General features: G+C 71.2%; 10 protein-coding genes. 2 read left to right on the forward strand and 8 right to left on the reverse strand.

The window, feature by feature from the left end; genetic code table 11:
• Position 1: 1 nt before the first annotated feature.
• The 5 genes from D1369_RS20815 to D1369_RS20835 form a co-directional block, all read right to left on the reverse strand.
• Complete coding sequence (locus D1369_RS20815) at positions 2 to 1,900, reverse strand: copper resistance protein CopC (RefSeq protein WP_007383209.1); 1,899 nt, start codon at positions 1,898 to 1,900, stop codon at positions 2 to 4.
• Positions 1,901 to 1,913: 13 nt separating this feature from the next.
• Positions 1,914 to 2,366 (reverse strand): copper chaperone PCu(A)C, encoded by a 453-nt coding sequence (locus D1369_RS20820; RefSeq protein ID WP_007383208.1) that lies wholly within the window; start codon positions 2,364 to 2,366, stop codon positions 1,914 to 1,916.
• Positions 2,363 to 3,019 carry an SCO family protein gene (locus D1369_RS20825; protein ID WP_007383207.1) on the reverse strand — a complete coding sequence of 219 codons (657 nt, stop codon included), beginning with the start codon at positions 3,017 to 3,019 and terminating at the stop codon, positions 2,363 to 2,365. The genes D1369_RS20820 and D1369_RS20825 overlap by 4 nt, the downstream gene beginning before the upstream one ends.
• 75 nt (positions 3,020 to 3,094) lie before the next feature.
• Positions 3,095 to 3,832, reverse strand: a complete 738-nt coding sequence (locus tag D1369_RS20830) for a YcnI family protein (protein WP_037903455.1) — start codon at positions 3,830 to 3,832, stop codon at positions 3,095 to 3,097.
• Between the two features lie 122 nt (positions 3,833 to 3,954).
• Complete coding sequence (locus D1369_RS20835) at positions 3,955 to 4,794, reverse strand: hypothetical protein (RefSeq protein ID WP_007383205.1); 840 nt, start codon at positions 4,792 to 4,794, stop codon at positions 3,955 to 3,957.
• A gap of 230 nt (positions 4,795 to 5,024) precedes the next feature.
• Here D1369_RS20835 and D1369_RS20840 point away from each other — a divergent pair, with 230 nt between their 5' ends.
• Together D1369_RS20840 and D1369_RS20845 are read left to right on the forward strand one after the other, a co-directional pair.
• Positions 5,025 to 5,465 (forward strand): ATP-binding protein, encoded by a 441-nt coding sequence (locus D1369_RS20840; RefSeq protein WP_007383204.1) that lies wholly within the window; start codon positions 5,025 to 5,027, stop codon positions 5,463 to 5,465.
• Between the two features lie 43 nt (positions 5,466 to 5,508).
• On the forward strand, positions 5,509 to 6,381 hold the full coding sequence (locus tag D1369_RS20845) for an alpha/beta fold hydrolase (protein WP_007383203.1): 873 nt from the start codon (positions 5,509 to 5,511) through the stop codon (positions 6,379 to 6,381).
• A 295-nt stretch (positions 6,382 to 6,676) separates the two neighbouring features.
• Here the strand turns inward: D1369_RS20845 and fxsT are convergent, their stop codons facing one another.
• From fxsT to D1369_RS20860, 3 genes are all read right to left on the reverse strand, one after another.
• Positions 6,677 to 10,642, reverse strand: a complete 3,966-nt coding sequence (gene fxsT, locus D1369_RS20850) for an FxSxx-COOH system tetratricopeptide repeat protein (RefSeq protein ID WP_007383202.1) — start codon at positions 10,640 to 10,642, stop codon at positions 6,677 to 6,679.
• A gap of 26 nt (positions 10,643 to 10,668) precedes the next feature.
• Positions 10,669 to 11,064 (reverse strand): hypothetical protein, encoded by a 396-nt coding sequence (locus D1369_RS20855; protein WP_037900733.1) that lies wholly within the window; start codon positions 11,062 to 11,064, stop codon positions 10,669 to 10,671.
• 292 nt (positions 11,065 to 11,356) lie between these two features.
• Complete coding sequence (locus tag D1369_RS20860; protein WP_037900730.1) at positions 11,357 to 13,768, reverse strand: FxsB family cyclophane-forming radical SAM/SPASM peptide maturase; 2,412 nt, start codon at positions 13,766 to 13,768, stop codon at positions 11,357 to 11,359.
• Between the last annotated feature and the right edge of the window lie 8 nt (positions 13,769 to 13,776).

Below are 13,776 nucleotides of genomic sequence, written 5' to 3' on the forward strand. Positions count from 1 at the left end.
TTCAGCCGATCTGCGCGTTCTTGGAGACGGTCGTCTGGTCGATGTCGGAGGTCCGCACGGTCACGGCGACCTTCCAGTCGCCCGCCATGGGGATCTGCACGTTGCTCGCCGACCAGTGGCCCGTGGCGATGCGGTCGGGGGTGACGGCGAGCGGCCCGATCTTCTTGGCCTCCAGGGTGAGGGCGACCTTCACCTCGGGGATGTCGAAGGCCCGGCCGTTGGTCCGCTGGACGTAGACGTGCATCTCGTTGCCGCCCACGCGCGCGGGGTCGAAGTCGACCGTGACGACGCCCTTGCCGTCCGTGCCGCCGGTGTCGAAGGACATGTCGAGGGTCACCGCCCCGGACCCGGCGGTCGAGGACGAGGAGGAAGAGGAGGAGGCCGCCTTGGCCGCCTTGGCGTCCTGCTCCGTACGGCCGGGCTCGGTCTGCGTCAGCACGGTCGTGACCGCCAGGAGGACGACCGCGACCCCCGCCTCGGCGAGCACCGAGCGCCGCAGCCCGAACCGGTTCGGATCGGCGTCCCGTGTCCGCTTCTGCCGCGCGGTGTCCATGGCGGCCTGCTGCCGGGCGAGCTGAGCGGCCCGCTTGGAGTCGCCGCCCTTGGACTTGCCGGAGCCGGACGCACTCGCAGCGACCCGCTCCTTCTGCGGTGCCCGCTTGTTCTGCCGTACGACGGTGTCGGCCAGCTGGGCCGTCCACCGGCGTGAGATGAACGCGATGCCGACCAGCAGCGCCACCAGCCCGATCTTGACCAGCAGCAGTTGCCCGTACCGGGTCTCGGTGAACGCCGACCAGGAGCCGAGCTGCCGCCAGGACTGGTACACGCCGGTCGCGACCAGCGCGACGACGCTGCCGAAGGCGACCTGGGAGAACCGCCGTACGGCGGCCGACTCGATCGGCGCCTCGGAGCGGTACAGCGCGACGAGCAGCGCGGTCAGCCCGCCGAGCCAGGTGGCGACGGCCAGCAGGTGGACGACGTCGACGGGCATCGCGATGCCCGCCTGGAGGCCGACCGAGGCGTGCTCGGCCATCGCCCAGCTCGCCGCGAGCCCGGCCGCGACGACGGTCCCGCCGATCGCGAGCCCGAAGGTGAGGTCCCGCTTCTCCTCGTCCTCGCGCTTGTCGTACGCCCCGAAGAGCACGGAGATGAACAGGGCCGCCGCCGCGAGCAGCAGCAGCCGGGAGACGAGGGCCGCGCCCGCCTTGGTCTGGAGGACGTTCCCGAGCAGGTCCAGGTCGAAGATGTCCCCGACCTTCCCGGAGCCCGTGTAGGAGCCGCGCAGGAGAAGCAGCAGCAGGGTGGCCGCGGTGAGGGTGAGCCAGCCGCCGACGACGAGCCGCTGCATGGGCCGTACTCCGGCGCCGCGCTGCCAGCAGCCGAGGACGAAGGCGGCGCCGCCGACCAGCACGATGAAGCCGGCGTACGACATGTACCGCCCGAAGCCGTACAGCCAGCCCACGACCCCGCCGCCCGCGGTCTCCCCGGAGACGGAGACCGAGGTGGTCGAGGGGGCGCCGATGGAGAAGGTGAAGGCACCGGCGACGGGATGGCTGTCGGCGGAGACGACCTGGTAGGTGACGGTGTAGGTGCCGTCGGGCAGCCCGCTGTGGAGTTTCACGGCGTATGTCGTCCCGCTGACCTCGGACGGCTTGCCCTGCTGGACGGCCTTGCCCTTGGGGTCGAGGACGCGCAATGAGTCGTTCGACAGGGCGACCTTCTCGGAGAAGGTCAGCGAGACCTGGTCGGGCGCCTTGTCGACCACCACCCCCTGCTGGGGGTCGCTGCCGGTGAGCGCGGCGTGCGCGGAGGCCGGCCCGGCCGTGGTCAGCAGCAGGCCGCACGCGGCCAGGAGCAGCAGTACCAGGGTCCGGACGCGGGGGGTGATGGTCTGCGTCAAGGTGGTCCCTCCCTCAGTGTCCGGTCTTGGGGACGTAGGTCGCCGACTTCACCGGCATCTTCACGACGACGGGGTCGGACTTGGCGAAGTGCAGTTCGACGGTGACCGTCTGCCCCTGCTTCGGAGTCTGCTTCAGCTTGTCGAACATCAGGTGGTTGGCACCGCTTTTGAACACGAGTTGACCGTGGGCCGGGACGGGCAGGCGGGAGACCTGCTCCATCGCGCCGCCGTTGGTCTCGTGCATGGTGACCTCGCCGTCGTCGCTGGTGGCCGAGGTCAGCTCGTCCTTCGACGAGCCCGGGTTGGAGATGGTCAGGTACCCGGCGGCCATGTCGGCGGAGACGGGCTGCGGGATGTAGGCGCCGGAGACGGTGAGGCCTCCCGAGGAGTCGCCGGAATCCGAACAGCCGGCCAGCAGCAGGACCGCCCCGGTCAGGACGGCGAGCCCGGTGGACGCACGTTTCACGGGTTCTGCCCCTTGATGAGCTTGGGCAGGTCCTTGGTGTAGTCGTCGACGGTGGCGTCCTCGCCGTAGAGGACGTATCCCTGGTCGGTCTTCGGGGAGAAGGCGACGACCTGGGTGCCGTGCACCGAGACGGTCTTGCCGGTCTTCTTGTCCTTGTGGGTCGGCTCGATGGAGATGCCGAGGGTGCGGGCGCTCGCCTGGATGGTGGCGAAGTCGCCGGTCAGGCCCACGAACTGGGTGTCGATGCCCTTGAGCCACTTGCCGAGTTCGGCGGGGGTGTCGCGGGCCGGGTCGGTGGTGACGAAGACGACGGTCAGCTTGTCCTGCTCGGACCTGGGCAGCTGCTTCTTCGCGACGGCGATGTTGTTCATCGTCAGGGGGCAGATGTCGGGGCAGTGGGTGTAGCCGAAGTAGATCAGCGTCGGCCTGCCCTTCGTTTCCTTGCGGAGGTCGTACTTCCCGCCCTTGGTGTCGGTGAGGACCAGGTCCGGCTTCTCGAACGGCTGGTCGAGGACGGTGGCCGCCTTGTCCGAGCCGGCCTCCTCCGAGACCACGGAGACGGGCGAGCCGCTGTCGTCACCGCTGCCGCATGCGGAGAGGGTCAGGGTGGCCGCGGCGACCAGCGCGGCCGCGGCGAACATCTTCTTGCGCATATCAAAATGTCCCAGATGTAAGTTTTTCGGTGTGCGCCGGGGTCGTACGACCCCGGCGCGCGTCCCGCGAGAAGGTCAGGCGTCGCTGCGCCGGCGGCCGGCGAGCACGCCGTAGGCCACGCCCAGCGCGCCGACGACGATGCCGACCACGCCGAGGACGCGGGCGGTGGTGTCACTGCTGTCCCCGTCGGCGGGCCCGGTGCTCGCGGCGGCGTTCTCGGTCTTGGCGTCCGCTTCCTCGGCGGCCGTCGAGCCGTGGTGCCCGTCCTCGGAGGCCGCGGACAGGGCGAGCACGGGGGCCGGCGTCTCGGGCTCCTCCGCGCCGTCCTCCTGGACCTCGATCCAGCGCACGACCTCCTTGTTGGAGTACGTCTGGATCGCCTTGAAGACCAGTTCGTCGGCGTCCTCGGGCAGGGCGCCGACGGAGACCGGGAACTTCTCGAAGTAGCCGGGCCGGATGCCGCCGTCCTTGCCGGTGGCGGTCCAGGTGACCTTGGAGACGGCCTCGGTGATCTGCTCGCCGTGCATCGTGAGCGGCTTGGCGAGCTTGGACTTGGTGACCTCGATCTTCCAGCCCGGCATCGGCTCCGGCATGACGGAGGCCAGCGGGTGGTCGGCCGGGAGGTTGACCTCGAGCTTGGTGGTGGAGGCGTTGTCGCGCTCGTTGGGAACCTTGAAGTCCACGACCGCGTAACCGCCCTTGGCGGCGGTGCCCTCGGCGGCCACGCTGACGTGCGCGAACGCGGGCGAGGAGAGAACGACGACGGCGGTGGCGGCGACGGCGCCGGTGGCGGCGAGACGAGAAGCCTTCATGAAGAGCACTCCGCTTCGAAAGGGATACCTGTGAAGAGTGATGCGCGTGCGCACACGCGCGTGCCGCACGACGGCGGCCCTCATCCAGGTCCTTCAGGAAGTGGAGTCGTGGTCGCGTCGCGTCAGGCGGTGAGAACGAGTTCGGCGACGGCCGGCGGGCCGCGCCGGATCACGGTGTGCTGGAGTGCCGCCGTACGTGGTCGGGGCGGTGCGAGCGACGCCGTCAGCGGGGCGCGCGGCCCGGCTTCAGGCGCCCCCGGCAGTCCTGCACGCAGGGCACGTACCAGCGCGAGCGCTCCGCGCAGGGACCGTACGAGCGCTCCTTCGGCGACCGAATGCGCCGAGCACGTGGACAGTTCGGCGAGCCTCAGCAGCGCCAGGTCCCCGTGCCGCAGCAGCCACCCGGCGGCGACGGCCGCGAGGACGTGCCCCAGGATCATCGGCAGGGACGGCCAGACGGAGGTGCCGCTCATGGCGTCCGGGGAGTGGGTCACCGCGGTGGTGCCCGTACCGGGATAGAGCCGGGCGTCGGTGAGGAGCTTCTGCGCCTGCGCCGGGCTGATCGCCGCGGCGGTGGTCCCGCACAGCAGCCGGGCGGCCTGCTGGACCAGCGCGGTGTCGGACACCGACTGAGTGGACGACATGGCTGACATGGACGACATCGACGACATGGACGCCGACATCGCCGTCGTGCCGTGCTGTCCGAGTCCGAAGAGCACATGCAGCACGGTCTGTCCGACCGCGAGCAGCGTCGCGATCCCCGGCAGCGAGCGCGCGCGCCCGGCGAGAGGTGCCACGACGAGAACGACCCCGACGAACCCCGCGCCGAGCGTCCACAGCGGAACCGTGGCGCAGGAGGCTATCGCGTGACCGGCCGCGGCCAGCACGACGCAGACCGCGGCGAACACCGCGGCCCGCAGAACCCGGAGATCTCCTCCGGAGCGCGCGTGGGGGGCAGTCATGGCGGGCTCATCATCGCACTGGGCTCATGAGCGCCATACGGCAGGTCCACAAGATGACGTACGGGGTGTACGACCGGAAGGTCACTTCTGGTGCGGGCTGCCCCACATACACCGTTCGTCGCGCCCGATGCATCGCCCATATGGGCGGCATCACGTCAACAATGTGCTTACACCGGGGCGCGCGCGGCAATACGTAACGGTATGTCGAGCCGCAGCCAGGAGGCTGGAGCATGAGCATCTGGTGGTCACTCCATTTGCGGCGCGAGGCTGCGAGCGTTCCGCTCGCCCGGCGTCTGCTGCTCGGCACCATGGAGACCGCGGGCGTCGACCCGGATGTCTCCTACGACCTCTCCCTCGCCCTCAGCGAGGCCTGCGCCAACGCGGTGGAGCACGGCGGGGAGAGCGGGCGGCGGGACTCCACGGCGGCCTACCGGGTCACCGCCTATCTCGACGGCGAGAAGTGCCGTATCGAAGTCACCGACTCCGGCCCGGGCTTCCCGCCGGTGCGGCCCCGCCCCACCCCCGTGGAGGCGGAGAGCGGCCGCGGCCTCGGTCTCATCCAGGAACTCGCCGACCACGTCCAGATCGGCAACAACCCGGGCCGCGGCGCGGTGGTGAGCTTCGACAAGATCCTCAAGTGGCGGGAGGGCGCTCCGCTGATGGCGGTGTGATCCGACGTCAAGCCACGGGAACGCCGGCCGCGGGGGACTGCCGATGGCGTGGACTGTATGCGCGAGGGACGGGCGGCGGCTGTCGGTCGAGGAGCGGGGCGATCCCAAGGGCCGCCCGGTCTTCCTGCTGCACGGCACTCCGGGCAGCCGACTCGGCCCCGCCCCGCGGCCGTCGGTGCTCTACCGCATGGGGATCCGGCTGATCACCTTCGACCGGCCGGGATACGGCGGTTCGGACCGCAGCCTCGGCCGTACGGTGGGCGCGGCGGCCGAGGACGTGCGCCTGATCGCCGACGCCCTTGGGATCGGTCGGTTCGGAGTGGTGGGCCGCTCAGGCGGCGCCCCGCACGCGCTCGCCTGCGCGGCACTGCTCCCCGAGCGCACCGCCCGGGTCGGCGCCCTGGTCGGGCTCGCCCCTCAGGACGCCGCCGACCTCGACTGGTTCGACGGCATGACCGAGGCCAATGTCCATGCCTACGTCAACGCGGCCGCTGGGCGGCACCGGCTCACCGCCACGCTGGGAAGACGCTCGCTGACGATCCGCGCCGATCCGGCGGCCTCCGTCGCCGAGATGCGCAGCGGGCTGCCCGAGTCGGACCGCCGGATCTTCGCGGACGCCGGCATCCAGGCCATGCTGGAGCGCAACTTCGCCGAGGGCCTGCGCAGTTCCGCCGACGGCTGGGTGGACGACGTCATGGCATTCAGTACTGGCTGGGGCTTCGAGCTCTCGGGCATCGACGCCCCTGTCTTTCTCTGGCACGGGGAGGAGGACATCTTCGCCCCGGTGGAACACACCCGCTGGCTCGGCCGCAACATCCCCGGGGCCCGCGTCGAGGTCGAACGCGGCGCGGCCCACTTCGGGGCACTGCGCGTGATGACCCGCATCATCGGCTGGGCGGCCCGACTGGACGGGTGACGACGCCCGCGCCCGCCGGCACCGGTCATGACAGCCGCGGCATGAACACCGGTTCAAGACGGCCGCGCCCGCCGGCACCGGTCATGCCGGCTGCGGCGTGAACACCGGTTCACGACGGCCGTGCATCGACACCCGTCCACGACGGCCGCGCCCGCCAGCACTGTCCACGACGGCCGCGCCGCCAGCACCGGTCACGACGGCCGCGCCCGCCAGCACCGGTCATGACCGGCGCGCCCGCCAGCACCGGCCCACCACAGTGCGGGACCCGCACCGCACCGCCCCGCACCACCCCGGATCACACCTGCTCCGGCTCCAGATCCTGGTCGATCCGCTGCCAGGCGGTCGCTGCCTCGCTGAGCGGATGGGTCTCGCCCAGCCGCTGGATGAGATCGGCCTCCACTTCCTGGTGGAGGCGGGTGGCCTCCTTGTCCCGGCCCAGCTCGCGGAGGGTGATCGCCAGGTTGACCATGCTGCTGAGGACGTCGGGATGGGTGGGCCCGAGCCGGTTGCGCAGCCCGGTCAGAGCCAGCCGCTCCCCGTGCTCGGCCTCTTCGAGGCGACCGAGGTCGGCCAGCGCGTTGGCCAGGCTGGTTCCCGCGCTCAGGGTGGCCGGGTGGTCGCCGCCGAGGGCCGCCGCGAGGGCGGTGTGGGCCTGCTCGGCCAGTTCCGCGGCCTTCGGCGCATCGCCGAGGGCCCGGTGGTAGGTCGCCAGGTTGTTGATGCAGAACATCGTGAACGGGTGGTCGGGGCCGAAGGAGTTCCGGTATCCCTCCAGCACCTCCTCGACCTGCCGTACGGCCCGCAGAGCACCCTGCTCGGGATCGGTGGCGAGGTAGTCGGCGGCGAGGTTGAGCTGGCAGGCCAGTTCCTCGGGAATGGAGCGGCCGTACCGGTCGCGGTAGCGAGTGTGGGTTTCCCAGGTCTGCTCGCTCAGCTGCAGCGCCTGCGCGGACCGGCCGGCCTTGCGCAGGGACACGGCGAGGCTCTTGTCGACCCGCAGCACCTCCGGCACGTACGGGTTGAGCACCTGGCCGAAGAGCTCGCGTACCTGACGCAGGATCTCCACCGACTCGTCGTACTCGCCGAGTTCCCGCAGGTCGCGGGCGTAGTGGCTGCGGGTCGTGAGGGTGTAGGGGTGCAGCGGGCCGACCAGCGCGGTACGGCGGCGCACGGTGTCCTCGTCGAGCCGCCGGGCGGCCTCGCTGTCCCCCGTGAGGCGGTGGTCGATGGCGAGGTTGTTGGCCGACCGCAAGGTCCGCGAGTGGTCCTCGCCGAAGATCTCGCGGAATCCGTTGTAGTTGCGCTGGTCCAGCTCCAGCGCCTCGTTGAAGCGGCCGAGCGCCCGCAGGTCGGCGGCCACGTTGCCGGAGGTGATGAGCAGGGACGGGTGGCCCTCGCCGAGGAGCCTGCGCTGCCGGGCCAGGGTGTCCTCGTCCATCTCCCGGGCCGCCTGGTACTCACCCTGGGAGCGCAGGATGTTGGCCAGCTCGAAGCGGAGGTTGAGTATCTGCTCGTCGTTGGAGTCCGGGAACTCGGTGCTCCAGAACTCGTCGAGCTGGGAACCCAGGGTGCGGGCGAGATGCAGTTCGCCGCGCTTCCACAGGTAGCGCATGCGGTCCACCATCAGCTGCCGGGGCTCCTCCTCCGCGCACGCGCGGATGTCGGAGGGGACGAGGTGCGGCCAGATCACCTCGAACTCGGGCCACCTGGCGGGGTCGTCCACCGCGTCCTCGGAGGGCCGTATGGCGGCGAGGATGCGGTGCACCTCGTGGACGGTGTCCTCGGCCACCTGCGGGTCCATGCTGTCGCGCACCGCGGCCTGCACCAGCCGGTGCACCTGGATGGAGTTGTCGGTGGCGTCCACCTTGGCCAGCGCGAACCTGTTCAGCGCCTGGATGACCTTGCCGAGCATGTACCTCTCGCGCAGGTCCTTGTCGTAGGGCAGCAGCGCCCTGATCATCGCGTCGCTGCCGACGAGGGCCATCGAGATCGGCTCGGCGGACAGGAAGCTGCACAGTTCGAGCAGCCGGGCCGCCGCGGGTGACTCGTGACGCAGCCGGGTGACGGAGATGTTCCAGCTGGCGCCAACGGCGGACGGGTACTCCACGGCGTTGACGGCGGCCCGGACCGACAGCACCTGGGTGCTCTGCTCACGCAGCTGCTCGATGTACTCCCCCACGGGCGTGGCCGTCGTGGCCAGCCAGGCCGCCGCGACCTCGATCGCCAGGGGCAGGTCGCCGACCGCGTCGGCCACCAGGGCCGCGTCCTCCTCGCCCAGTCCCGGCACCCGTCCGGTGAGGTGCTCGACGCTCTCCTCCCGGGTGAAGACCTCGACCTCCACCGTGCGGACCTGGGCCGAGGCCGGCTTGGTGCGGGTGGTGACCAGGAGGTGGCCGTAGACGTCGTCGGGGATCGGGCCGGTCTGGTCGCTGAAGCGGTTCAGCACGTCGTCGAGGTCCTCGACGTTGTCGAAGACCAGCAGCCAGCGCCTGTACGGATTGCCGGCCCGCAGTGCCTGGAGCGCGGCCACGGCGGCCTCGGACACGTCGTCGCCGATGCCCGGGGCGAGCCGTCGGCCGAGGTCGGCGAGTTTGGGCGCGACCAGGTCGGGCTGTTCGGCGTCCACCCACCACACCAGGTCGTAGTCGGGTTGGAAGCGGTGGGCGTACTCGCGTGCAAGCTGGGTCTTGCCGACCCCGCCGAGCCCGTGCAGCACCTGGGGCAGCCGCTCCCCGGACGAGCCGGTGACGAACTGGCGGCGCACCTGTTCCAGGATCGAGGAACGGCCGGTGAAGAACGGATACCGGGGCTGGACGTTGGACACGCTCGTGCTGCTGTGGGGAAAGCGCGCGCCGTGCGGGCGGGCGGCCGGCTGCGGCGAGCTGGGCCGGCCCAGACCGGTGAGCAGCGTGGTCGCCGCCGTCTCCTCGTCCAGCCGGGCCAGATCGATGGTGCTGCCCCGGTTCGCGTACGGAGTCTGCTGCACGTCCCCGACCCGCAGGGCGACCGGCTGGTGCTGGTGCGGGCCGCCCGAGTGCACCGTGGCCCCCCAGGCGGCCTGGGCCGTCCGGGAACCGAGGAAGGCGGGGGAGACCACGGCGAGCACCCGCTGTGAGCCGCCGGCCAGCGCCTCCGCGCCGAGCTCCGGGGTCGTCATCGACCGCACGTCCTGGGAGGCCACCTCGAAGCGTGCCTCGCGCAGCACCGCCTCCAGCCAGTCCACCCACATGCGGTCCTCGGAGACGTACTGGAGCAGCAGTTTCGACGGCGGCAGGGGGCGGCGGCGGGTGTAGGCCGAGACGTACTGGTTGCGCTTGACCTCGTTGAGGGGCGGCAGGGAGGTCACCCGGCCCGCGGTGACGACGGAGGCCAGCCGCTCGCAGGCGGTCAGCATGGAACTGGCGACCTTGGGCGGGTCACCGAAGGGGGCGAGGATCTCCTCGTAGGCGTAGTAGGGGCGGTAGGGAATCTCCACCGACCCCCAGTAGGCGGTGAGTTCCTCGGGGTCCATGCCGCTGGGCAGGCCGTCGAAGCGCTCACGGGCCAGTGCGCGTCCGGCGTCGACCTTGTCCTTCTCGCCGTCGTCGATGCGCATGGCGACCGGCAGGATGCGGATCCCTTGGTCGCCGTAGCGCTCCTCGATGTCCTGGGCGACCGCGGCGGCGCCCTCGATGCTCTGGTCGCTGAGTGTGTAGCAGACCACCAGGGTGCTGGGCATCTGCACGGTGCAGATGTCGGCGAGGTCGCTGTGGCCGGTACGGCTGTCGATCAGGGTGAAGTCGTAGTACCGCTCCATGTCCGAGCGCATCGCGTCGAAGAACTGACCGCCGCCGTAGCTGCTGTAGAAGCTGTCCCAGTCCATGTTGCCGACGATCGGGTAGTCGCGGTGGCGCATGCCCGCCGACAGGAAGTCCAGGCTGCCGGGCTCCGGGAAGTTCCACTCCAGGGAGATGGCGTGGGGGCGCACCCGGGCGTAGCGGCGGTGCCAGTCCGGTTCGCGGTCGGGCAGGTCACGCAGTGCCTCGCGGCGGTAGTCGTCTATCAGGTTGACCAGGCCCGGAGTGGCCCGCAGTAAGGAGGGCTTCAGGAACGGGTGGAAGAACCTGTGCAGGCCCGGGGCTTCGAGGTCCCAGTCGACGGCGAGCACGCGATAGCCGTTGGCGGCCAGGATCCAGGCCACGTTGGCGAGCGCCATGGTCCGGCCGGTCCCGCCCGTGTACGAGTAGAAGGTGATCACTGAACCTCTGCGGTTCTCGGTCATGCGGTCCTCCGCCGTGTCGGCCCTGTTCATCCCTCGTGCCGCACGCGCAGGCGTGCCGATGTCGCGCTCAGACGCCGTGTCCCGGCCTGGGCAGCCGTGGGGGGATCGAGGGGTGGCCCCTTCGGCGGACAGGTTCTCGCACGGGCCTCGAAGTGGTGGACCGCCTGTCGTACGACCTTCCGGAGTTCGAGCTGGAAGGTATCGAGGGTGCGTATGGCGCCGCCGCGCGACCGGTGGCTCGAATCCAGGGCCCACCGGTCGAGCAGCAGGGCGGGGGTGGTGAGCGGCCCCATCGTGAGGATGCGGTCCGCCCCGGTCTCGAAGTCGCTGACGGTGACCCGGTAGTTCATGGCCAGGGACTCGCCCTGCGCCGCGTACTCCTCCCCGAAGTCCGCGTGTGGGAACGGGAGGTCCCTGGCCATCCGCGGAAGCTGGGCGTGTTCGGCGGGAGTCCATAACGCCGGGAGGACGGCCAGAAAACGGACCCGAGCGCCCACCGGTGACGCGTCGGGGTCGGCGGACTCGGATGCGGGGCGCGGTGTGCGCGCGTGACTGAGGAAGAAGTGCGGTCGCCCGCTGCTGGGGTCCGCCGCGTCCGCTCGCACGAATCCCCCCGACAATCCGCCTGACGGAACTCCAGTGTAGGAACCGCCGGCGGTCTCGGAGGAGCGATGTGGCGAAGTCGGCTGCTGGACCGCCCGTACGAGGGGGACTTCAGGAGCCCTGTGCGGCCGTGCGCTGCTTGTGGTCGGCCGCCGTTTCGCGGGCCTCGGTCAGCGCGTCCGCGCTCACCGGGTCGCTCAGCCGGGCCGTGACTGTTTCGCCCATGGCTCTCACGAAGCGTTCGCCCGGCCGGGTCAGGGCGCCGGAGGCGAGCAGGGTGTCCACCGCTTCCGCGGTCTGCTCGCGCCACCGGGCGAACCGGACTTCGGCCTCGCGCGCCCCGGTGCCGTCCGCCGTCCGCATGCGGGCGCGCCAGTAGTCGACGACGGCGATGTGCGCGTACGTCCCCTGCAACAGCCCTTCCAGCGGGCGCGGATCCGGACGCCAGGGGGCGTAGAACAACTGCTCGCAGGTGGGGTCGTAGAGGTCCATGAGGTCGAGTAGGGCGCCGAGCTTGACGTGCTGGAACTCGTGGACCAGCAGACACGCCAGGGTCTGAGGCGTCTCCGGCCGGGCGATGCCGACCGCGCCGAAGGCGTCCCGGGCCGCCGAGCTGATGTCCGCGCCCGTGGAGGACTCCCGCAGCGGAGTGACGACGCTCAGGCCTGCGGCCAGTCCGGGCGCGTACGCGGGCAGTTCACGCCGGATCCACTGCCACGCGGCGGCGAGATCCTGCTGCCACCTCTCGGCCGCCGCCGCGGACAGCCGTGTCCGCACGGGGTATCCGTGGGCGTCCCGCCAGGGGTCGGTGTCCTCCAGGGCGACGGCCCAGCCCGGCAGGTCGAACCGGTGCCGGGCCCACCAGGCCGGATCCGCGGCGGACTTGAGGCCCACGGTGTGCTCGCGCTCTTCGACCCGCACGGTGAAGCTCTCGCCGCTGGCCTGGGTGACCCTCGCCTCCGTCGCCTCGCCCACGACAAGTGCGCCCAGGGTGGGCAGCCGCAACACCCCGGCGTGGGTCGGTACGGTCACGCCTCCCGCCCGCCCGGACCTCAGCAGCGCGGCCGCGGCGAGTTCCGCCACGCCCCGCATCGCGATCCGCCCGGCTTTCGCGTCGCCGCGCAGGGCGCGCTGTGCCCAGGGGCGCAGATAGGGGTGGGCCAGGACCGCGTCCACCGACTCGGGAGCGTCGGTGTCGAGGACCGCGAGGGTCTCCCAGGCCGCCGTACCGGTCTCGTCGTGCGTGCTCTCGCGCCAGACGGCGGCGAGGAGTTCGCGGTTCACGCTGAGTTCGTGCCGGGCCAGCTGTCGCACCGCGTCGCTACCGCCGCAGCCGGCGGCGATCTCGTCGAGGTGGCCGTCGTCCAGGGCGAGTTGGGGCATCGGCGTCCTCTGGTCCTCCCGGTCGCGGATCCCGGTGATGAGGTGTGCGAGGTCGGCGCAGTAGACCGACGGGTTCATGAACCCACCGGTGCCGTCGGCCGAGTTGTAGCGGTGCGCGTACAGTCCGCCCCCGCACGAGCGGACGACCGGACAGCTGCGGCAGGTCTCGCACAGCCCGTCCAGGCCCTGCTGGCGGGCCCTGATGCCGGGGTGAACGGCCATCTCGTCCAGGGAGTTGGCCGTCACGTTCATACCGGTGCCGGGCGCTCCGTCGTAGGCGGTCTTCAGCGAGTCGGCCTGTTCGATCGCGCCGTCGGTCTCGATGACCGCGAGTTCCACCGGGTCCAGCCCGAGGGACTCGGTGAGGCTGCTCGCACCGCGCAGGGTGCGCAGCACGGAGTCCAGGACCCGGACGCCCATGGGCCGGCCGGCGGCGGTCCAGCGGTCGTGGACGCGCAGCAGCCAGTCGCCGTAGGGGGTGGCCGAGGTGCCGGAGGCGGGGCGGAGCGGGGGCTCGTCCCAGGTGGCGTGGGGGAGCAGGAAGTCGATGCGGGGCGGGGCGAGTTCGGCGAGGGCGTCGTACACGGTGACCGGGTCGTTGCGCAGGTCGACCGTGCACAGGAGTCCGGCGAAGAGGTGCCGGTGACGAGGGCTGTTGAGCAGGTCGATCGCACGCAGGACCTGGGGGTGGCTGCTGCGGCCGTTGCGGTAGCGGCGGTGCAGGTCATTGGCGGCGCGGTGGCCGTCGAGCGAGACGCCGACCTTGATGTCGAACTCCGCGAACAGCTCGCAGAACTCCTCGTCGAGGGTGACGCCGTTGGTGTGGATGCGCAGGTCGAGGGCGCAGAGACCGGACAGGGCGGTGGACAGGTTCTGCGCCGCCAGGCGGAGCTTGTCCCGGCCGGCGAGGAGGGGCTCCCCGCCGTGCAGGACGACGTGAACGGTGTCGAGCCGGTGGGTGCGGGCGTGTTCGGCGATGCGCTTGGCGGTGAGCTCCAGCACTTCGTCCGAGACCACTGCGGGGCGGTCTCGCCAGCTCTGGTCGGCGTGCTCGTAGACATAGCAGTGATCGCATGCGAGATCGCAGCGGCTGTGCATCTTCAGCACGAACTGGCTCAGGGGGTGCGGCGGCGGTGCCATCAGCTCGC

The organism is Streptomyces sp. CC0208, assembly GCF_003443735.1.
In the GTDB taxonomy this organism is placed as follows: Bacteria; Actinomycetota; Actinomycetes; order Streptomycetales; family Streptomycetaceae; genus Streptomyces; species Streptomyces sviceus.

Coding starts and splice junctions, on each gene's coding strand:
- D1369_RS20825 (WP_007383207.1), bottom strand. CDS start 3,019: ATGCGCAAGAAGATGTTCGCCGCGGCCGCGCTGGTCGCCGCGGCCACC.
- D1369_RS20830 (WP_037903455.1), bottom strand. CDS start 3,832: ATGAAGGCTTCTCGTCTCGCCGCCACCGGCGCCGTCGCCGCCACCGCC.
- D1369_RS20835 (WP_007383205.1), bottom strand. CDS start 4,794: ATGACTGCCCCCCACGCGCGCTCCGGAGGAGATCTCCGGGTTCTGCGG.
- D1369_RS20840 (WP_007383204.1), top strand. CDS start 5,025: ATGAGCATCTGGTGGTCACTCCATTTGCGGCGCGAGGCTGCGAGCGTT.
- D1369_RS20845 (WP_007383203.1), top strand. CDS start 5,509: ATGGCGTGGACTGTATGCGCGAGGGACGGGCGGCGGCTGTCGGTCGAG.
- fxsT (WP_007383202.1), bottom strand. CDS start 10,642: ATGACCGAGAACCGCAGAGGTTCAGTGATCACCTTCTACTCGTACACG.
- D1369_RS20855 (WP_037900733.1), bottom strand. CDS start 11,064: ATGGCCAGGGACCTCCCGTTCCCACACGCGGACTTCGGGGAGGAGTAC.
- D1369_RS20860 (WP_037900730.1), bottom strand. CDS start 13,768: ATGGCACCGCCGCCGCACCCCCTGAGCCAGTTCGTGCTGAAGATGCAC.